Annotated in this window: 22 protein-coding genes and 4 tRNA genes; 11 read left to right on the top strand and 15 right to left on the bottom strand. The window is 65.0% G+C overall.

The genetic code is table 11. From position 1 onward, the window contains the following. Window positions 1-24: 24 nt before the first annotated feature. The 7 genes from DFR40_RS08625 to ilvD form a co-directional block, all read right to left on the bottom strand. Window positions 25-100, bottom strand: a tRNA-Trp gene (locus DFR40_RS08625). Between the two features lie 60 nt (window positions 101-160). Next, window positions 161-1351 carry an elongation factor Tu gene (gene tuf, locus DFR40_RS08620; RefSeq protein WP_121458078.1) on the bottom strand — a complete coding sequence of 397 codons (1191 nt, stop codon included), beginning with the start codon at window positions 1349-1351 and terminating at the stop codon, window positions 161-163. Between the two features lie 53 nt (window positions 1352-1404). Further along, window positions 1405-1479, bottom strand: a tRNA-Thr gene (locus DFR40_RS08615). A gap of 30 nt (window positions 1480-1509) precedes the next feature. After that, window positions 1510-1583, bottom strand: a tRNA-Gly gene (locus DFR40_RS08610). Between the two features lie 40 nt (window positions 1584-1623). Next, window positions 1624-1708: transfer RNA gene (locus DFR40_RS08605), tRNA-Tyr, on the bottom strand. A 119-nt stretch (window positions 1709-1827) separates the two neighbouring features. Then, window positions 1828-2133 carry a c-type cytochrome gene (locus tag DFR40_RS08600; protein ID WP_121458077.1) on the bottom strand — a complete coding sequence of 102 codons (306 nt, stop codon included), beginning with the start codon at window positions 2131-2133 and terminating at the stop codon, window positions 1828-1830. Window positions 2134-2324: 191 nt separating this feature from the next. Then, on the bottom strand, window positions 2325-4181 hold the full coding sequence (ilvD, locus tag DFR40_RS08595) for a dihydroxy-acid dehydratase (RefSeq protein ID WP_121458076.1): 1857 nt from the start codon (window positions 4179-4181) through the stop codon (window positions 2325-2327). Between the two features lie 88 nt (window positions 4182-4269). Here ilvD and lgt point away from each other — a divergent pair, with 88 nt between their 5' ends. From lgt to DFR40_RS08580, 3 genes are read left to right on the top strand one after another with little or no spacing between them, the layout of a single operon-like run. After that, the gene (gene lgt / locus DFR40_RS08590; RefSeq protein WP_121458075.1) at window positions 4270-5061 is read left to right on the top strand and encodes a prolipoprotein diacylglyceryl transferase; all 792 of its coding nucleotides are present in this window, start codon (window positions 4270-4272) and stop codon (window positions 5059-5061) included. Window positions 5062-5102: 41 nt separating this feature from the next. Next, the gene (locus DFR40_RS08585) at window positions 5103-5576 is read left to right on the top strand and encodes a VOC family protein (RefSeq protein ID WP_121458074.1); all 474 of its coding nucleotides are present in this window, start codon (window positions 5103-5105) and stop codon (window positions 5574-5576) included. Between the two features lie 23 nt (window positions 5577-5599). After that, a complete protein-coding gene (locus DFR40_RS08580; protein ID WP_121458073.1) occupies window positions 5600-6361 on the top strand; it encodes a hypothetical protein in 762 nt (253 codons plus the stop codon). Window positions 6362-6424: 63 nt separating this feature from the next. Here the strand turns inward: DFR40_RS08580 and htpX are convergent, their stop codons facing one another. Beyond that, a complete protein-coding gene (gene htpX, locus DFR40_RS08575; RefSeq protein ID WP_121458072.1) occupies window positions 6425-7303 on the bottom strand; it encodes a protease HtpX in 879 nt (292 codons plus the stop codon). 101 nt (window positions 7304-7404) lie between these two features. On the opposite strand from htpX, the gene nhaR reads away from it, so the two are divergent. The 6 genes from nhaR to lipA are packed head-to-tail and all read left to right on the top strand — an operon-like array spanning window position 7405 to window position 12194. Continuing rightward, window positions 7405-8307: a transcriptional activator NhaR gene (gene nhaR, locus DFR40_RS08570; protein ID WP_121458071.1), complete on the top strand. Its 903-nt coding sequence runs from the start codon at window positions 7405-7407 to the stop codon at window positions 8305-8307. A gap of 34 nt (window positions 8308-8341) precedes the next feature. Further along, window positions 8342-9478, top strand: coding sequence for a D-alanyl-D-alanine carboxypeptidase family protein (locus DFR40_RS08565; RefSeq protein WP_121458070.1), 1137 nt, complete (start codon window positions 8342-8344; stop codon window positions 9476-9478). A 4-nt stretch (window positions 9479-9482) separates the two neighbouring features. Beyond that, complete coding sequence (locus DFR40_RS08560) at window positions 9483-10358, top strand: D-amino acid aminotransferase (RefSeq protein ID WP_121458069.1); 876 nt, start codon at window positions 9483-9485, stop codon at window positions 10356-10358. Between the two features lies 1 nt (window position 10359). Beyond that, the gene (locus DFR40_RS08555; RefSeq protein WP_121458068.1) at window positions 10360-10629 is read left to right on the top strand and encodes an HP0495 family protein; all 270 of its coding nucleotides are present in this window, start codon (window positions 10360-10362) and stop codon (window positions 10627-10629) included. Window position 10630: 1 nt separating this feature from the next. Next, window positions 10631-11248, top strand: coding sequence for a lipoyl(octanoyl) transferase LipB (gene lipB, locus DFR40_RS08550; protein WP_121458067.1), 618 nt, complete (start codon window positions 10631-10633; stop codon window positions 11246-11248). Continuing rightward, the gene (gene lipA / locus DFR40_RS08545) at window positions 11241-12194 is read left to right on the top strand and encodes a lipoyl synthase (protein WP_121458066.1); all 954 of its coding nucleotides are present in this window, start codon (window positions 11241-11243) and stop codon (window positions 12192-12194) included. The genes lipB and lipA overlap by 8 nt, the downstream gene beginning before the upstream one ends. A 1-nt stretch (window position 12195) precedes the next feature. On the opposite strand, the gene DFR40_RS08540 is transcribed toward lipA, so the two are convergent. From DFR40_RS08540 to DFR40_RS08510, 7 genes are all read right to left on the bottom strand, one after another. Continuing rightward, window positions 12196-12723 (bottom strand): YMGG-like glycine zipper-containing protein, encoded by a 528-nt coding sequence (locus DFR40_RS08540; protein ID WP_121458065.1) that lies wholly within the window; start codon window positions 12721-12723, stop codon window positions 12196-12198. Window positions 12724-12734: 11 nt separating this feature from the next. Then, the gene (locus DFR40_RS08535; protein WP_121458064.1) at window positions 12735-13067 is read right to left on the bottom strand and encodes a hypothetical protein; all 333 of its coding nucleotides are present in this window, start codon (window positions 13065-13067) and stop codon (window positions 12735-12737) included. An 83-nt stretch (window positions 13068-13150) separates the two neighbouring features. Beyond that, the gene (locus DFR40_RS08530; RefSeq protein ID WP_121458253.1) at window positions 13151-13477 is read right to left on the bottom strand and encodes a hypothetical protein; all 327 of its coding nucleotides are present in this window, start codon (window positions 13475-13477) and stop codon (window positions 13151-13153) included. 12 nt (window positions 13478-13489) lie between these two features. Next, the gene (locus DFR40_RS08525; protein WP_121458063.1) at window positions 13490-14785 is read right to left on the bottom strand and encodes an acetyl-CoA hydrolase/transferase family protein; all 1296 of its coding nucleotides are present in this window, start codon (window positions 14783-14785) and stop codon (window positions 13490-13492) included. Between the two features lie 102 nt (window positions 14786-14887). Beyond that, the gene (locus DFR40_RS08520; RefSeq protein ID WP_121458062.1) at window positions 14888-16030 is read right to left on the bottom strand and encodes a THUMP domain-containing class I SAM-dependent RNA methyltransferase; all 1143 of its coding nucleotides are present in this window, start codon (window positions 16028-16030) and stop codon (window positions 14888-14890) included. A gap of 1 nt (window position 16031) precedes the next feature. Continuing rightward, window positions 16032-16448: a CopD family protein gene (locus tag DFR40_RS08515; RefSeq protein ID WP_121458061.1), complete on the bottom strand. Its 417-nt coding sequence runs from the start codon at window positions 16446-16448 to the stop codon at window positions 16032-16034. Further along, on the bottom strand, window positions 16436-17326 hold the full coding sequence (locus DFR40_RS08510) for an NAD-dependent epimerase/dehydratase family protein (protein ID WP_121458252.1): 891 nt from the start codon (window positions 17324-17326) through the stop codon (window positions 16436-16438). The genes DFR40_RS08515 and DFR40_RS08510 overlap by 13 nt, the downstream gene beginning before the upstream one ends. Before the next feature lie 33 nt (window positions 17327-17359). Between DFR40_RS08510 and DFR40_RS08505 the strand changes: the two genes are divergently transcribed. Next, window positions 17360-18367: a CDP-6-deoxy-delta-3,4-glucoseen reductase gene (locus DFR40_RS08505; RefSeq protein WP_121458060.1), complete on the top strand. Its 1008-nt coding sequence runs from the start codon at window positions 17360-17362 to the stop codon at window positions 18365-18367. A 2-nt stretch (window positions 18368-18369) separates the two neighbouring features. Then, a complete protein-coding gene (locus DFR40_RS08500) occupies window positions 18370-18984 on the top strand; it encodes a LysE family transporter (protein ID WP_121458059.1) in 615 nt (204 codons plus the stop codon). The last annotated feature ends 4 nt before the right edge of the window (window positions 18985-18988 follow it).

Raw genomic sequence — 18988 nt, 5'->3', positions numbered from 1 at the left:
GACGTTCGCGATCTTTAAAGAGAGTGGCAGGGGCGGAGGGAATCGAACCCCCGACCTACGGTTTTGGAAACCGTTGCTCTACCAATTGAGCTACACCCCTGCTGCAGAAACATCAAAGCGCCTCGGTTTCCCGAAGCGCCCTGAGTGCAGAAACTACCGATTACTCGATGATCTTGGCGACGACACCGGCGCCAACGGTACGACCACCTTCGCGGATGGCGAAGCGCAGGCCTTCTTCCATGGCGATCGGGGCAATCAGCTTGACCGTCATCTGGATGTTGTCACCCGGCATGACCATCTCAACGCCTTCCGGCAGCGAGATCGCACCGGTCACGTCGGTCGTACGGAAGTAGAACTGCGGACGGTAGTTGTTGAAGAACGGGGTGTGACGACCACCTTCGTCCTTCGACAGAACGTACACTTCGCCCGTGAAGTGGGTGTGCGGGGTGATCGAACCCGGCTTGCACAGCACTTGACCACGCTCGACGTCTTCACGCTTGGTACCACGCAGCAGGGCGCCAATGTTGTCGCCAGCCTGACCTTGGTCGAGCAGCTTGCGGAACATTTCAACACCGGTACAGGTGGTCTTGACCGTCGGACGGATACCGACGATTTCGATTTCTTCGCCGACCTTGACGATGCCACGCTCGACGCGACCCGTAACAACGGTACCGCGACCCGAGATCGAGAAGACGTCTTCGACCGGCATCAGGAACGGCATGTCGACAGCGCGTTCCGGCGTCGGGATGTAGGAGTCCAGCGCATCAGCCAGACGGAAGATCGACGGCTCGCCGATTTCGGACTGGTCGCCTTCGAGGGCCTTCAGGGCCGAACCGTGGATGATCGGGGTGTCATCGCCCGGGAAATCGTACTTGGACAGCAGCTCGCGCAGTTCCATTTCGACCAGTTCGAGCAGCTCGGCGTCGTCAACCATGTCGCACTTGTTCATGTACACCAGAACGTACGGCACGCCGACCTGACGGGCCAGCAGGATGTGCTCGCGGGTCTGCGGCATCGGGCCGTCAGCGGCCGAGCAAACCAGGATCGCGCCGTCCATCTGGGCAGCACCGGTAATCATGTTCTTGACGTAGTCGGCGTGGCCCGGGCAATCAACGTGGGCGTAGTGACGATTGGCGGTTTCGTATTCGACGTGCGCGGTGTTGATCGTGATACCGCGAGCCTTTTCTTCCGGCGCCGCATCGATCTGGTCGTATGCCTTGGCGGCACCGCCGAACTTGGCGGCCAGCACCGTCGTGATCGCTGCCGTCAGCGTCGTCTTGCCGTGGTCAACGTGACCAATCGTACCAACGTTGACGTGCGGCTTAGTACGCTCGAATTTTTCCTTAGCCATTCCAGTTCCTCAATAATTAAATTAGCAAACAATCCAGAATCAAAGCTAATCGGTGGTGCCCATGGGCAGGATCGAACTGCCGACCTCTCCCTTACCAAGGGAGTGCTCTACCACTGAGCCACATGGGCCTACCTTAAAACTCCAGCCGTACCGCGTCGTGGAGCGGGTGAAGGGAATCGAACCCTCGTCTTAAGCTTGGAAGGCTTCAGCTCTACCATTGAGCTACACCCGCTTAACCCCTGCCCGCAGCACAAACCGCTACAGCATCAATCTGGTGGAGGGGGAAGGATTCGAACCTTCGAAGGCAGAGCCGACAGATTTACAGTCTGTTCCCGTTGACCGCTTGGGTACCCCTCCGGGAGAAGCCGGGATTATCCGGACCCTCGATGGGCGTGTCAACAGGCATCGACGCATTTTCACAATAAAAAAGCCGGAAATTTCCGGCTTTTTTATTTCAGGCCAGAAAATCCGCCTGCTTACTTGCTCAGAACCCAGGTCGCCAGCTTCTTGGCCTCGTCTTCGGTCACGTTGTTCGGGGGCATCGGAATCGCACCCCAGACACCCTTGCCACCGGCCTTGATCTTGGCGGCCAGCGTTGCAACAGCGGCCTTGTCGCCCTTGTACTTGGCGGCAACTTCCTTGTACGCGGGGCCAACCAGCTTCTTGTCGACAGCGTGGCAGGTCATGCAGTTCTTGGCCTTGGCCAGGGCTTCATCGGCTTGGGCCTGGCCAGTCATCACGATGCCGGCAGCAGCCATGATGGCAATGTAAGCAGCTTTCATTTTCTCGCTCCATTTTCTGGGTGGGTTAATGCTTTGACGCTTGACAGTGAATCATGAACGGATGATATAGCCCGCCACCACCGACCGCAAACCATCAAATGCAACAGGGGATTTCAGCCCCGGCGGCCGCAGCATTGCGGCCCCGGGCGGGAATAATAACGGCAGACAGCCGAAAAGGTTGACTTATTTCCCTACTGGCGACGCTGGATCTTGCTCACGTCGCGCACCGCCCCCTTGTCGGCAGAGGTCGTCATCAGCGCATAAGCCTGCAGAGCCGCCGAGACGACGCGCTGACGATCAACCGGTTTCCAGGCAGCTTCGCCACGCCCTTCCATGGCTGCCCGGCGGGCAGCCAGGACATCGTCGGAAACAGCCAGATTGATGCTGCGCGCCGGAATGTCGATCTCGATCCGGTCACCTTCCTCGACCAGGCCGATGGCGCCGCCGTCCGCAGCCTCGGGCGAGGCATGCCCGATCGACAGCCCGGAAGTACCGCCCGAGAAGCGACCATCGGTGAGCAGGGCGCATTCCTTGCCCAGCCCCATCGATTTCAAATACGAGGTCGGATAGAGCATTTCCTGCATGCCAGGACCGCCCTTCGGCCCCTCGTACCGAATCACCACGACGTCGCCCGCGACGATTTTTTCGCCGAGAATCGCCTCGACCGCCGCATCCTGGCTTTCGAAGACGCGTGCCCGGCCGCTGAATTTCCAGATCGATTCATCGACACCAGCGGTCTTGACGATGCAGCCGTCGACCGCGATGTTGCCGTAGAGCACGGCCAGGCCGCCGTCCTGCGAGTAGGCGTTGGCCTGGTTGCGGATGCAGCCGTTGGTCCGATCGAGGTCGAGCTCTGGATAACGGCGATCCTGGGAGAAGGCAGTCTGCGTCGGAACGCCGCCCGGTGCAGCCTTGAAGAATTCGAGCACGTCGGGCGCCGCGCTGTGGGTGACATCATAAGTATGGATCGCCTCGCCCAGCGTCTTCATATGCACGGTCGACACATTGGTGTGAATCAACCCGGCGCGCGCCAGTTCGGCGAGGATGCCCATGATCCCCCCGGCGCGATGCACGTCCTCGATGTGGTACTTCTGCGTTGCCGGCGCCACCTTGGCCAGACACGGCGTCTTGCGCGAGATGCGGTCGATGTCGGCCATCGTGAAATCGACTTCCGCCTCGCGGGCGGTGGCCAGCAGATGCAGCACGGTATTGGTCGAGCCGCCCATGGCGACGTCGAGCGTGATCGCATTTTCGAAAGCCGCCTTGGTGGCGATCGCGCGCGGCAGGACCGAAGCGTCTTCCTGCTCGTAGTAACGGCGGCAGAGTTCGACGGCGAGGCGACCGGCGCGCAGGAACAGTTGCTTGCGGTCGGCGTGCGTCGCGACGACGGTGCCGTTGCCGGGCAGGCTGAGGCCCAGCGCTTCGGTCAGGCAGTTCATCGAGTTGGCGGTGAACATCCCCGAGCACGAACCGCAAGTCGGGCAGGCGGAACGTTCGAAGCTCTCGACTTCGGCATCGGAGACGGTCTTGTCGCCGGCCTTGATCATCGCGTCGATGAGATCGACCTTGATCGTCTGGTCCTTCCAGTTGACCTTGCCGGCTTCCATCGGGCCGCCGGAAACGAAGACGACCGGGATGTTCAGGCGCATCGCCGCCATCAGCATGCCCGGAGTGATCTTGTCGCAGTTCGAGATGCAGACCATCGCATCGGCGCAATGGGCATTGACCATGTACTCGACCGAATCGGCGATCAGGTCGCGCGACGGCAGCGAGTAGAGCATGCCGCCATGGCCCATGGCGATGCCGTCGTCGATGGCGATGGTGTTGAATTCCTTGGCGACGCCGCCGGCTGCCTCGATTTCGCGGGCGACCAGTTGGCCCATGTCCTTGAGATGGACGTGGCCGGGAACGAACTGGGTGAAGCTGTTGACGACGGCGATGATCGGCTTGCCGAAGTCGCCGTCCTTCATGCCGGTCGCGCGCCACAGGGCGCGCGCGCCGGCCATGTTGCGGCCATGGGTGGAAGTGCGGGAACGGTACTGGGGCATGCTCACTCTCCGTTTGTATCTGGCGCCGGCACGAAGCTGTCACGGTCGCGATCTATAATCGGCCAATTCTAGCCGAATCGATTCGACCATGCTGCTCCATCCTCAGTTCGATCCTGTCGCCATTTACCTTGGCCCGGTCGCCATCCGCTGGTACGGGCTGATGTACCTGCTCGCCTTCCTCCAGTTCATCGCGCTCGGCCGTTTACGCATCCGCCAGAAGCTGGCGCCGGTCAGCGCCGAACAACTCGACGACCTGCTCTTCTATGGCGTCCTCGGCGTCGTGCTCGGCGGCCGCCTCGGCCAGGTGCTCTTCTACGAGCCCGGCTACTACCTGGCCAATCCGCTCGAGATCCTCGCCGTCTGGAAGGGCGGCATGAGCTTCCACGGCGGCTTCCTCGGCGTGCTGCTGGCGATGATGCTGTGGGCGAAAAAAGCCGGTTTACGCTGGTTGACCGTGACCGACTTCATTGCGCCGCTGGTTCCGCTCGGCCTGGCCGCGGGTCGCGTCGGCAACTTCATCAACGGCGAACTGTGGGGCCGGCTGGCCGATCCTTCGCTGCCCTGGGCGATGGTCTTTCCGCAATCGGGCAGCCTGGAACCGCGCCACCCGTCACAGCTCTACCACGTCGGCCTCGAAGGGCTGGCGCTTTTTGCCCTGCTCTGGCTGTGGACCGCAAAACCCCGGCCAACCGGTGCCACGTCCGGCGTCTTCCTGATCGGCTACGGCGCCTTCCGCTTCATCACCGAGTTCTTCCGCGAACCGGACCACGGTATCTTCGGCCAGTCGTACACGGTCAGCATGGGACAGTGGCTGTCGCTGCCGATGGTCCTGGCCGGGGTCGCCTTGCTGGTCTATGCCTACCGCCGGAAATCCCTATAATTATGGATTACTCAAACCACTGCCCGACAGGGAGATAACGCATGACTCGTCCGTTCAAGGTTCTCGGCATCCAGCAAATCGCCATCGGCGGCCCGTCCAAGGAAAAACTCAAGACTCTGTGGGTCGACATGCTCGGCCTCGAAGTGACCGGCACCTTCATGTCGGAACGCGAGAACGTCGACGAGGACATCTGCGCGATGGGCAAGGGCCCGTTCAAGGTCGAGGTCGACCTGATGCAGCCGCTCGATCCGGAAAAGAAACCGGCCGTGCACACGACGCCGCTCAATCACGTCGGCCTGTGGATCGATGACCTGCCCAAGGCCGTCGAATGGCTGTCGGCCAACGGCGTGCGCTTCGCCCCCGGCGGCATCCGCAAGGGCGCAGCCGGCTTCGACATCTGCTTCCTGCACCCCAAGGGTAACGAGGAATTCCCGATCGGCGGCGAAGGCGTGCTCGTCGAACTGGTGCAAGCCCCTGTCGAAGTGGTCGAGGCTTTCGCTAAACTGGCGGGGTAAACCACTTTCCGGAGGTGAGGACGATGGCCGACATTCCCGACGACGATCTCGAGAAAACCCGCACCGCCCTCGCCCCGACGCTCGACGCGATGGCGTCGATCCTGCCCTGGGTCGGCAAGACCCAGCCGGTGCGCTATCCGCCTGAACTCAACAAGCGCTGGCAGGCCGCCTGCCAGACCCTGGCCGACGGCTGGTCGCAGCATGGGCGCAGCGATCCGGCGACGATCCGGCCGCTGGTCTTTGCCCTGCTGGCGGTGGCCATCGAAACCGGCGAAGCCGACTGCCTGCGCTTCGGCGAAACCCTGGCCAGCGTTGCCGACCATCTCGAACACAAGGCGCCGGGCAACCGCCTGAGCGCGGCCCTGAGCGCGACCACCGAGGCCTTGCTCGACGAGGGCGGCCTGGAAAATCCGCACTTCGGCGAACGCCTGCGCCATTTCACCGGCCGCCTGGAAGCCGCGCTGCGTCCGTCAAGCAAGCCCGGCGAGCGCTCCGACACCCTCGACCGGCTATTCGTCCAGGACGCCGACGAGCGTCTGGCGCGCATGCACGAGGCGCTGGAAGTGCTGCCCATCGACGTCTATGCGCTCGAACTGGAAATCAGCGAGCTGATCCAGCACGCCGAGCAGATCGAGATGTGGGGCATCTATCATCTGGCCCGCCAGGTGCAGAACTATGCGCTGCAGTTGAGCGACGCCAGCGAGGCGGTACAGGACCAGGCCGCACAGGACATTGCCCGCCAGCTGGCACTGATCGAGGACGCACTGCGCACGGTCGACTACTGAAACAAGGCAATTTTCAAAACAAAAAAGGGAGACCGCGGTCTCCCTTTTTCATGGTGCCGGCGCTCAGCGACCGGACAGTGCGGCGATCCGTTCCTCCAGCGGCGGATGGGTGGCGAACAGCGCCATCAGGCCGCCCTTGCCGCCGGCGATGCCGGAGGCCGCCATGTTCTGCGGCAGCGGTTCGGTATGCAGGTTGCCCAGACGGCGCAGCGCATTCTGCATCGGCACCGCCGATCCCATCAGGCCAGCCGCCCCGGCATCGGCACGGAACTCGCGCTGACGGGAGAACCAGGCGACGACGACGCTGGCCAGGATGCCGAAGACGATCTCGCAGACGATGCTGGTGACCATGTAGCCGATGCCCGGGCCGCTGCTTTCCGAATCGTTGCGACGCAGGAAGGAATCGACCAGGTAGCCGATCACCCGCGAGATGAAGATGACGAAGGTATTGACCACGCCCTGGATCAGCGTCAGCGTCACCATGTCGCCATTGGCGATGTGCGCGACTTCGTGCGCCAGCACCGCCTCGACTTCCTCGCGGGTCATGCTCTGGAGCAGGCCGGTGGACACCGCGACCAGCGAACTGCTCTTGCTGGCGCCGGTGGCGAAGGCATTCGGTTCGCCATCATAGATGGCGACTTCCGGCATCGGCAGGTTGGCACGTTTGGCCAGGCGGGCGACGGTATCGACCAGCCAGACTTCGGTGGACGACGACGGCTGCTCGATGACGCGGGCGCCGGTGCTCCACTTGGCCATCGGCTTCGACATCAGCAGGGAAATGAAGGAACCGCCGAAACCGATGACCGCGGCGAACGCCAGCAGCATGCCGAGATCGAGGCCGTTCTGGGTGAGGAAGCGATTGACGCCAAGCAGACTGGTCACCACGCTGAGCACGAGCATGACCGCCAGGTTGGTGATCAGGAAAAGCGCGATGCGTTTCATGTTGGACTCCGTAGGTGATTGAAACAGCGCGATGGTACACCAATTGGAATCCTGGAAAAAACGGAGCAAAATTGAACGAAGATCAATTTTTTTCGAAACCCATGCTCAACTACAAACACCTCCATTATTTCTGGGTCGTCGCCAAGGAAGGCAGCATCACCCGCGCCGCCGACCGCCTCGGCGTTGCCGTGCAGACGATCAGCGGCCAGCTCGGCCTACTCGAACAGCAGCTCGGCAAGGCCCTGTTCAACAGCCAGGGACGCGGCCTGGTGCTCAGCGACGCCGGCCGCAAGGCACTCGGCTACGCCGACCAGATCTTCCAGCTCGGCGAGCAGCTCGAGGACGCGCTGAAACAGGACGACAACAGCCATACGCTGCGCCTGCGCGTCGGCATTTCCGACGGCATCCCGAAGCTGCTCGCCTACCGGCTGCTCAGCCAGGTCACGGCGATGCCCGGCGACGTGCGCCTGATCTGCGACGAGGGCGAATTCGAAAACCTCCTTGCCGACCTCGCCCTGCATCGGCTCGACGTGGTCCTGACCGACCGCCCGGCACCGGTCGGCAGCAACCTGAAGGTCTTCAGCAGCCGCCTCGGCGAATTTCCCAGCGGCCTGTTCGCCAGCCGCGAACTGGCCGAACGCCACGGCAAGGACTTTCCGGAAAGCCTCAACCAGGCACCCCTGCTGCTGCCAACCCGGCACAACGCGCTGCGCGGCCGGATCGACCGCTGGCTCGAGGAGCAGCGCCTGCACCCGCGCATCGTCGGCGAATTCGAGGACAGCGCCCTGCTCACCACCTTCGGCCGCGGCGGCCTCGGCATCTTCCCGGCACCGCTGGCGCTGGCCGGACAGCTGGCCGAGGAATACGGCGCCCAGACGCTCGGCGAACTCGACGGCGTCAGCGAACACATCTACGCGATCTCGACCGAGCGGCGCATCCGCCACCCGGCGATCGAGGTGCTGTGCAGCGCCGCGCCGCAGGTGGGCAATCCGGGCGGGCTATAATGGCGCCTCCCCCTTCACCCTGAGTTCCCTCCCGATGTCGTTGCGCAAGTCCCTGCTGTTGATCCTGTCGTTCTGTTTTTCCCTCGCCGCCTTCGCCCAGAACCGTCCGGTGCCGCCGGTGCTGGCCGCCAAATCCTGGCTGCTCGTCGAAATGGGGTCCGGCCAGACCCTGGCCGAAGAAAAGGCTGACCAGCGCCTCGAACCGGCCTCGCTGACCAAGCTGATGACCGCCTACCTGACCTTCTCGGCGATCCGCCAGAAGAGCCTGAGCCTCGACCAGCCGCTGCCGGTCTCCGAAAAGGCCTGGCGGATGGGCGGCTCGAAGATGTTCGTCAAGGTCGACACCCGCGTCACCGTCGAGGAACTGATCCAGGGCATGATCGTCCAGTCCGGCAACGATGCCTGCATCGTGCTGGCCGAAGGCATCGCCGGCAGCGAGGAGAACTTCGCCCAGATGATGAACCGCGAGGCGCGCCGCCTGGGCATGACCGGGACCAGCTTCCGCAACGCCACCGGCATGCCCGACCCGCAGCATTACACCACCGCGCGCGACCTCGCCAAGCTGGCCGGCGCGCTGATCCGCGAATTTCCCGAGGAGTACCGGAAGTACTACTCGATGAAGGAATTCCGCTACGGCGGCATCACCCAGCCGAACCGCAACCGCCTGCTGTGGACCGATCCGAGCGTCGATGGCGTCAAGACCGGCCACACCGACGCCGCCGGCTACTGCCTGATCTCCTCGGCGATCCGCGACCAGCGCCGGCTCCTCGCCGTCGTCCTCGGCACCGGCTCCGACGCCGCCCGCGCCAGCGAATCGCTGAAGCTGCTCAACTGGGGCTACCTGGCCTACGACGCCGTCGTCCTCTACCGCAAGGACCAGGCGATTTCGTCGCTGCGCGTCTGGAAGGGCGAACAGAACCGGGTCAAGGCCGGCTACGCCAGCGACTTCATCCTCGCCGTGCCCAAGGGCATGGCCGGCAAGCTGCAGGCCCAGCTGGTCTCGGAGCAACCGCTGATGGCGCCGGTCAAGGGCGGCCAGACGGTGGCGACCATGAAGGTCAGCCTGGACGGCAAGCCCTACGGCGATTTCCCGGTACCGGCCCTGGAAACCGTGCCGGTCGCCGGCATCTTCGGCCGTGCCATCGACACCGTCAAACTCTGGTTCAACTGATGCCATGACCGCCTACGTCGCCGAACCCGTCTACCTCAACGGCCAGTTCCTGCCGCTCGCCGCCGCCGGCGTCTCGCCGCTCGACCGCGGCTTCCTCTACGGCGACGGCGTCTACGAAGTGATCCCGGTCTATTCCCGGCAGCCGTTCCGCATCGACGAGCACCTGGCCCGCCTGCAGGCGACGCTGGCGGGAATCCGGCTGGCCAACCCGCTGACGGTCGACGCCTGGAAATCGGTGATTTTCAGGCTGATCGCCGACGCCCCCTGGGACGACCAGTCGATCTACCTGCAGGTCACCCGCGGCGCCGACGACAAGCGCGACCACGCCTTCCCGCCGGCCTCGGTGACGCCGACTGCCTTCGCCTTCGCCGGGCCGCTGGTCACGCCGTCGGCCGCCGTCCGCGCCGCCGGCGTCGCCGCGATCACCGTTGCCGACCAGCGCTGGGCACGCTGCGACCTCAAGGTGATCTCGCTGCTGGCCAACGTCCTCGCCCGCCAGCAGGCGGTCGAACAGGGCTGCGCCGAAGCGCTGCTGATCCGCGACGGCTTCATGAAGGAAGGCGCCGCCTCGAACATCTTCGTGGTCAAGGACGGGCGCCTGCTGGCGCCGCCGAAGACGCAGCTGATGCTGCCCGGCATCACCTACGACGTGATCGTCGATCTGGCGCAGGTTCACGGTCAACCGCTGGAAATCCGCGAAATTGCCGAAACGGAACTTCGCGCCGCCGACGAGGTCTGGATGACCTCGTCGACCAAGGAAGTGCTGGCGATCACCACGCTCGACGGCGCCCCGGTTGGCAACGGGAAACCCGGCCCGCTCGGCGAACGGATGTGGCAGTGGTATCAGGATTTCAAGAACACGGTAATGCGCAAAGGCTGAGATGGCTTCGTACAAGGACACCCTCCTCGAATTTCCCTGCGACTTTCCCCTGAAGATCATGGGCAAGGCGCACGACGAACTCGCCCAGGCGGTGCTCACCATCGTCACCAAGCACGCCCCCGATTTCGACGGCGCAACGATGGAAATGCGCGCCAGTTCCGGCGGCAACTACCTGAGCCTGACCTGCACCGTGGTCGCCACCTCGAAGCCGCAGCTCGACGCGCTGTACATGGAGCTGACGTCGCACCCGCTGGTCAAGGTCGTGCTCTGACGTGAGCATCGTCGTCAAACGCCTGGGCCGCGTCGACTACGCGCCGACCTTCCAGGCCATGCAGGATTTCACCGCGACGCGGACGGCCGAGACGCCGGACGAGTTGTGGATCGTCGAACATCCGCCGGTGTACACGCTCGGCCAGGCCGGCAAGCCGGAACACATCCTGCGCGACGTCGGCATCCCGCTGGTACAGATCGACCGCGGCGGCCAGGTCACCTACCACGGCCCCGGCCAGGTGGTGATCTACCTGCTGCTCGACCTGGCGCGGCGAAAGATCAAGGTGCGCGAACTGGTCAGCGCCATCGAGCAGGCGGTCATCGACCTGCTCGGCAACTACGGCGTCACGGCCGAGCGGCGCGACGGCGCCCCCGGCGTCTATGTCGGCCCGGCCAAAGTGGCGGCGCTCGGCCTGCGCATCCGCAACGGCTGCTCCTACCACGGCGTCTCGCTGAACGTGGACATGGACCTGGCGCCGTTCGCCGCGATCAACCCCTGCGGCTATCCCGGCCTCCAGGTCATCCAGACCCGGGACCTCGGCATTCCGCTCACCGCCAGCGAGGCGGGCGAGCAACTCTCGCAGCAACTGCTGCAGCAACTGGACAAACACCATGGCTGAAACCAAGCAAAAAGGCGTCAAGCAAAAGGGCGAACTGAAGACAGCGCGCATCCCGATCAAGATCGTCCCGGTCGCCGAGCCACTGAGAAAGCCCGATTGGATCCGCGTCAAGGCCGGCAACAGCGCCGGCCGCTTCGGCGAGATCAAGACCATGCTGCGCGAGAAGAAGCTGCACACCGTCTGCGAGGAAGCCACCTGCCCCAACATCGGCGAATGCTTCGGCCGCGGCACCGCCACCTTCATGATCCTCGGCGACATCTGCACGCGCCGCTGCCCGTTCTGCGACGTCGGCCACGGCCAGCCCTTGCCGCCCAACCCGGACGAGCCGCGCGAACTGGCCGAATCGGTCGCCGCGCTGAAGCTGCGTTATGTCGTGATCACCAGCGTCGACCGTGACGACCTGCGCGATGGCGGCGCCCAGCACTTCGTCGACGTGATCAGCAACGTCCGCCAGCTGTCGCCGACGACCACCGTCGAAACCCTGGTCCCCGACTTCCGCGGCCGCATGGACGTCGCCCTCGAGGTCCTCGGTGGCGCCCTGCCCGACGTCCTCAACCACAACATGGAAACCGTGCCGCGCCTCTACAAGCAGGCCCGCCCCGGCGCCGACTACAAGCACTCGCTGGAATTCCTCAAGCAGTTCAAGGCGCGCTACCCGAACGTGTCGACCAAGTCCGGCCTGATGGTCGGTCTCGGCGAAACCGACGAGGAAATCCTCGAAGTGATGCGCGACCTGCGCGCCCACGACGTCGAGATGCTGACCATCGGCCAGTACCTGGCGCCGTCCGGCCACCACCTGCCGGTAACGCGCTACGTTCACCCCGACGTGTTCAAGATGTACGAAGAAGAAGCCAGGAAGATGGGCTTCACCGGTGCCGCCTGCGCGCCGATGGTCAGGTCAAGCTACTGGGCCGACCAGCAGGCGCACAGCGCCGGCGTCGCCTGATTCAGCGCACGCCGGGCGGCGGCGCCGGCGGCCTGCCCGCCGGCGGTGCCGGAATACCGGCCTCGCCGGCGCGTACCGGCCTGGCGTAACTCATGTTGCCCGGTACCGGCACCCGGTGTCCCTTGGCGTACATGCACTGGATGTAGGCGTTATCGTATTGCTGCTGCGTGCCGATGCCGGAACGCCGTCCCGATTCGCCCCCCGCGGCACTGCCGGCGAGCAGGCCGACGCCAGCGCCAACCGCCGCACCGTGCGCATCGCCGCCAATTGCCGCGCCGGCCACCGCGCCAACCGCAGTACCGACCGCGGCGCTGCTCACGGCCGACTCGCGTTGCGCCTGGGCGACACTCCTGCCGCCGATCTGGCGCATCGCGTCGTCCTTGCACCACGCCTCGTCGGCACGGAAGCGCTCGATGCTCTGGCCGGTCCCGGGCAGCACCATGACGCTGGGACCGGTGGGGATCACCGTGCACGCGCCGAGCAGCAGGACGAGCGGAACAATCTTGAAACAGGGGACTGTCGGATGCATCGCGGGACCTCTCAGTTCTTCGCTTGCGGCAGAACCGCGACCCAGCCTTCCGGACATTCGTTGACCGAAGGATAGTAGTCGCGGGCCGTTGCGCAGTAGTACCAGTATTCGCCTTCCAGCCCGCCCTCGGCGCCCTGTTCGACATAGACCGGTGGCGGCGGTGGCGGTGGCGGCGTGACGATGATCGGCGGCGGATAATGCGGCCATGGCCCGGGGTACCAGAACGGCCCCCAGACCGGGCCGAGGTAAACGCCGACACGACCGTGCGGCGGATCGGCCCAGACCGACTGGCCGGCGATCAGCACGAGGCAGAGGCTGAGCAAAAGGCGTTTCAGGAATTTCATCGGCGCTCCCATGCTTGTCGTTCAAGCATAGCCCAGCCCCCGGCGGGCCGGCAGCCGAAAATTGCTACAGTTTGTAAGCTGCCTCAGTCTTCGGCGGCAAGCAGGTCGCTGCGCTTGCGCCGCAGGCCCTCGGGCATCTGCAGCGTTTTCCGGTCCCAGCCCTCGATGGCCAGGACTTCTTCCATGCATGCTTCCATGACGACATGCGCCCGGGCGGTTGCGTCGGCAATCGCCCGGTGCACGGCGAGATCGTTACCCGGCTCGACCTCGCATTGCAGCTGGTAGCGGAACAGCTCGCGCAGACTGCGCAGCTGCGCCGCGACCTGGCCCGGGCAGGCGCACATGTAGATGGTCGCTTCCTCGACGATCTGTTCCAGTTCGCGATCGGAAAATCGTTTCGTCAGTTCCATCCACATGCCCCTTTACAGCAGATTCAGCTTCTTTGCCGCCGCCCGCAGTTCTTCGCGGAAGTTCGGGTGGGCGATCGCGATCAGCGCCGCGCAGCGCTGCTTGGCGGTCTTGCCGCGCAGCTGGGCGACGCCGTGCTCGGTGACGACGTAGTTGATGTCGTTCTTGCTGGTCGTCACATGGGTCCCCGGCGTCAAGGTCGGCACGATGCGCGAGATGGTGTCGTCCTTGGCCGTGGACGGCAGGACGATAAAGGCCTTGCCGCCGTTCGAGCGGTTTGCCGCGCGGACAAAGTCGGCCTGGCCGCCGGTGCCCGAATACGGCTTCGGCCCGAGGCTTTCGGAACCGCACTGACCCATGAAGTCGATCTGCATGGTCGCGTTGATGCAGTGCAGGTTGTCGTTCTGGCCGGCCAGATGCGGATCGTTGGTGAAGTCCACCGGGTGCATTTCGAGCGCCTTGTTACGGTGCATGAAGTCGTAGAGCTTCTTCGAACCGAGAGCGAAGGTGGCCAGCATCTTGCCGCGGTGGATGTTCTTGCGCTGGTTGGTGACGACACCGGCCTCGACCAGGCTCATGATGCCGTCGCCGATCATTTCGGTGTGGATGCCGAGGTCGCGCTTGTGGGTCAGCTGCATGACGACGGCGTCGGGAATGCCACCGTAGCCGATCTGCAGCGTCGCGCCGTCGGGAATCATCTCGGCGACATAGCCGCCGATCGCTTCCTGGACCGGGCCGATCTTGGGCAGGCCGACTTCGAGCAGCGGATCGCTGCTTTCGGTCAGCGCCGCGATCTGGGAGACATGCACGTGGCAGTCGCCATTGGCGAAGGGCACGTTGGGATTGACCTCGAGGACGATCGCCCGCGCCTTCTCGACGGCAGCCATGGTGTAGTCGGGAGCCAGCGACAGCGAGAAATAGCCGTGCTCATCCATCGGCGAGGCCAGCGAGAAGACGACATCGGCGGGGGTCAGGCCGCGCTTGATCAGCATCGGCAGTTCCGAGAAATAGGCCGGGACGTAGTCGATCCAGCCCTCCTGGCCACCCGGACGGGTCGCGCCGCCGAAGAAGTAGGCGTCGTGGCGGATGTGGTCTACGGTTTCCGGATCGATGTAGCCGTACTTGCGCAGCGGCAGGATTTGCGAAATCCTGACCCCGCGGTAATTGCGGCGCACCTCGGAAAGCGCCGTCAGCAGGGCGGGCGGTTCGCCGACACCGGTCGGAACGACGATGGTGTCACCGTCGCGGACGACCTGGATGGCGTCGGCGGCGGACATGCGTTTGGCTTGATAGAGGGATTGAACGGACATGCTGATCTCCTGAGTTTTGTTATTGGTTGCGACCGAAGTCGCTCCGCATTGTCTGCGGAAAACCCGGGAGAATCAAACACCATCCATGCCGCAGCGCAGCAATCAGCCCTTGCGGTTACTCCCTGCCACCATGCGGATCTCGAACAGTCGGCACTCGAGCGGACCGTTGAACAGCGGCGTCTTGCGGCTCGGCTTCAAACCGACCAGCTTGGGCAGGCGCAGGTCGGCGGTGAAGAAGAAACAGTTCCAGCCGGCCCAGTTGCGTTTCAGCGCCGTCCCCAGTTGCGGGTAGAAGGCCGCCAGTTCGTCCTGTTCGCCGATGCGTTCGCCGTAGGGCGGATTGGTGACGAGGACGCCGCTTTCGTTGAGCGGCGCGATTTCCAGGATGTCGCCCTGGTCGACCGTGACGACATTGCCGAAACCGGCCTCCTGCAGGTTGCGCCGGGTCGCGCGCACGGCGCGTTCGTCGAGGTCCCAGCCGCGGATGTCCATGCGCTCGGCCGGCTTGACGCGGGCTTCGGCGGCGGCGCGGATGCCCGCCCAGGTCAGCGCCTCGAACTTCTTCAGCAGCTCGAAGGCGAAACCGCGGTCGAGTCCGGGCGCGCGGTCGAGCGCCATCTGCACGGCCTCGAGCAGGAAGGTGCCGCTGCCGCACATCGGGTCGATCAGCGGCATCCCCGGCTGCCAGCCGCTCAGCTTGAGGATGCCGGCGGCGAGATTCTCCTTCAGCGGCGCATCCACGCTGGCCTTGCGGAAGCCGCGCTGCCACAGCGGCTGGCCGGAAGTGTCGAGGTACAGCGTACAGGTGTTCTCGGTCAGGAAGACGTGGATGCTGACGTCGGGATTGCGCGTCTCGATGTTCGGGCGCTCGCCGAGGTCTTCGCGGAAGCGGTCGCAGACGGCATCCTTGACGCGCAGCGTGACGAAGTCGAGCGACTTGAGCGGACACTTGATCGCCGTCGTCACCACGCGCATCGTCCGCGACACGGCGAAATGGTTGGGCCACAACTGGCGCACGGCCAGCCGGTAGATGTCGTCTTCCTTGGCATAGGGCCCGGTGACGATGTGCCAGAGGATGCGCGTGGCCAGCCGCGATTCGAGGTTGGCGCGGTAGCAGACCGACCAGTCACCGGCAAAATGCACGCCGCCGTGCGTCGACCGCAGGTCGGCGGCACCGACGCCGCGCAGTTCCTCGAGCAGCAGTTCTTCAAGGCCGCGCGGGCAGATGGCGAAATAGTTGTTCATGTCAGAAAGGCTTGAGGACGACGAGGAAAAGGACGACCAGCAGGATCACCACCGGCACTTCGTTGAAGAAACGGTACCAGACGTGCGACTTGCTGTTGCGGCCGTTTTTGAAGCTTTTCAGCAGTTGACCGCAATACACGTGGTAAGCGGCGAGGACGACGACCAGCGAGGTCTTGGCATGCAGCCAGCCGCCGGCGAAGGCATAGGCGAACCACAGCCAGAGGCCGGTGGCGACGGCCAGGACGCCGAGCGGCGTCATGAACTTGTACAGCTTGCCGGCCATCAGCAGCAGGCGTTCGCGCTCGGCGACGCTGTCGGCCGGCACCATCGCCAGGTTGACATAGATGCGCGGCAGGTAGAACAGGCCGGCGAACCAGGAAACGACCATCCAGATGTGCAGGGTCTTCACGACGAGCATGCTTTTCTCCCAGAGACGGCCCCGGCGATCCCGACATCGACGGTCGGATAGGCGAGGCTCAGTTTTAATTCGTGCTTCAACCGGCGGTTGCCGATCCGGCGCGATTCGCGCATGAACGACAACTGCAGCGGCGACACCGCCGTCGCCAGCTGCGCCCGCGGCAGGCGCGGCGGCCGCGGCAGGGCGAAGGCATCGGCGACGCGATCGAAGTATTCGGCCATCTTCAGGTCCGAGTCATCGACCGCATTGTAGGCGCGATTCGCCGCCCCGCGCCGGATCGCCGCCCGGCAGGCGGCGGCCAGATCGTCGGCGTGGATGTGGTTGGTGAACACATCGTCACGGTCGACCAGCGCCGGCAGGCCTTTTTCCAGGCGTTCGAGCGGCAGCCGGTCGGCGGCATAGATGCCGGGCGCGCGCAGGATGCTGACGGCGACGCCGCGACGGCGGCCCCAGGCGCGCAGCTGACGCTCGGCATCGACCCGACGGCGGGCCCGCGGATTGTCCGCCGCCAGGCGTCGCGTCTCGTCGATCAGGGCGCCGCCGCAATCGCCGTAAACCCCTGTCGTGCTTACGTAAACCAGGCGGCGTGGTAGACTTTCGGCCTTCTCCAGCGCGGCCAGCAGGTGCCGGGTGCGCGTATCGCTTTCGCCGCTGGCCGGCGGCGGCGCCAGGTGCAGGACGACGTCGGCCAGGCCGCCCAGGCGGTCCAGGCTGCGCCGCCGGTCGAGATCGCCGAACACCGGCACGGCGCCGGCCAGGCGCCACTCGGCGGCGCGAGCGGCATCGCGCATCAGCGCATAGACGCGGTACTGCGGGGCGAGCTGGGTAAGGATGCGGCGGGCGACGTCCCCGCTGCCGACGATCAGGATTTTTTGCACGCCGGCATTGTAGCCGACGACCAAGGGGAACCGATGCGCTACCAAGTGACAGTCCAGCCGAGCGGCCGCCAGTTCGCGGCCGAAGCCGATGAATCGCTGCTCGATGCCGCCCTCCGCCAGGGCCTGAGCATGCCCTACGGGTGCAAGGACGGCGCCTGCGGTGCCTGCAAGGGGCAGATCCTCGAAGGCAGCGTAGACCACGGCAAGGCCCAGCTTGCCGACGCCGACAAGGCGGCCGGCCAGGCGCTCTACTGCTGCGCCCGCCCGACCTCTGACCTGGTCATCGAATGCCGCCAGTTGCGCAGCGCCCACGACATCCCGGTCAAGACGCTGCCGGCGCGCATCGAGTCGCTCGAGCGACTGGCGCCCGATGTCATCGAGCTCAAGCTGCGCCTGCCGGCCAGCGAGCAACTGGCCTTCCTCGCCGGCCAGTACATCGACATCCTGCTCAAGGACGGTCGCAAGCGCAGCTTCTCGCTGGCCAACGCCCCGGGCGAGGGCAAGCTGCTCGAACTGCACATCCGTCACGTTCCCGGCGGCTTTTTCACCGAACAGGTGTTCACCACGCTCAAGGTGCGCGACATCCTGCGCTTCAGCGGCCCGCACGGCGGTTTCTTCCTGAAGAACGACGCCGCCAAGCCGGTGATCCTGCTCGCCGGCGGCACCGGCTTTGCGCCGATCAAGGCGATCGTCGAGCAGGCGCTGGCCGATGGCCATGCGCAACCGCTGTACATCTACTGGGGCGCCCGGGCCCGTGCCGATCTCTACCAGGACGCCCTGCCCGCGGCCTGGGCCGCTGCCCACGCCAACATCCGCTATGTCCCGGTCCTTTCCGCGCCGGCCGCCGGCGACGCCTGGAACGGACGCACCGGCTTCGTACACCAGGCGGTGATCGAGGACTTTCCCGACCTCTCCGGCTTCCAGGTCTACGCCTGCGGCTCGCCGCTGATGATCGACGTCGCCCGCCAGGACCTGGTCGCCCGCTGCGGGCTGCCGGCGGAAGAGTTCTTCTCCGACGCCTTCACCTTCTCGGCGAGCTGAAGATGTTCGGCGTCGCCGACTATGGCGCTTTCGTCGCTGCCGTGCTCGTCTTCCTGGCGATCCCCGGCCCGGGCAACCTGGCGTTGCTGACCTCGACCGCCAAGGGCGGCGTCCGCGGCGGGCTGGCGGCGACGCTCGGCGTCATCCTCGGCGACCAGGTGCTGATGTGGCTCGCGGTGGCCGGCGTTGCTGCTGCCCTGGCCGCGCACCCGGCGATCTTCACGGCGATCCAGTGGGGCGGCGCAGTCTACCTGGCCTGGCTCGGCACCCGCATGTTGCTGGCCAAACCGGGCGCGGCGCCGATTCTCGAGATCAAGCCGCGCCACTACCTGCGCCAGGCGATGATGATCACCCTGCTCAACCCGAAGGCGATCGTCTTCTACATGGCCTTCTTCCCGCTTTTCGTCGATCCGGCGCGTCACCTCGGCCTGCTCACCTTCGCCTTCATGGCTGCCAGCATCGCCGTCCTGACCCTGCTCTACTGCCTCACTGCGATCGCCATTGCCCGCTGGTTCGGCGCCCGCCTGCAAGGCGGCACGACCGCCGCACGGGTGCTCGAGAAGCTTGCCGGCGCCGCGCTGATCGCTTTCGGCGCCAAGCTGCTGACGGGCCGCTGAGGGC

Origin of the sequence: Azonexus fungiphilus (assembly GCF_003634965.1) — a bacterium.
Taxonomy (GTDB): Bacteria; Pseudomonadota; Gammaproteobacteria; order Burkholderiales; family Rhodocyclaceae; genus Azonexus; species Azonexus fungiphilus.
The sequence above is the reverse complement of the archived record's forward strand: the minus strand, read 5'-3'. Positions and strand labels throughout refer to the sequence as shown.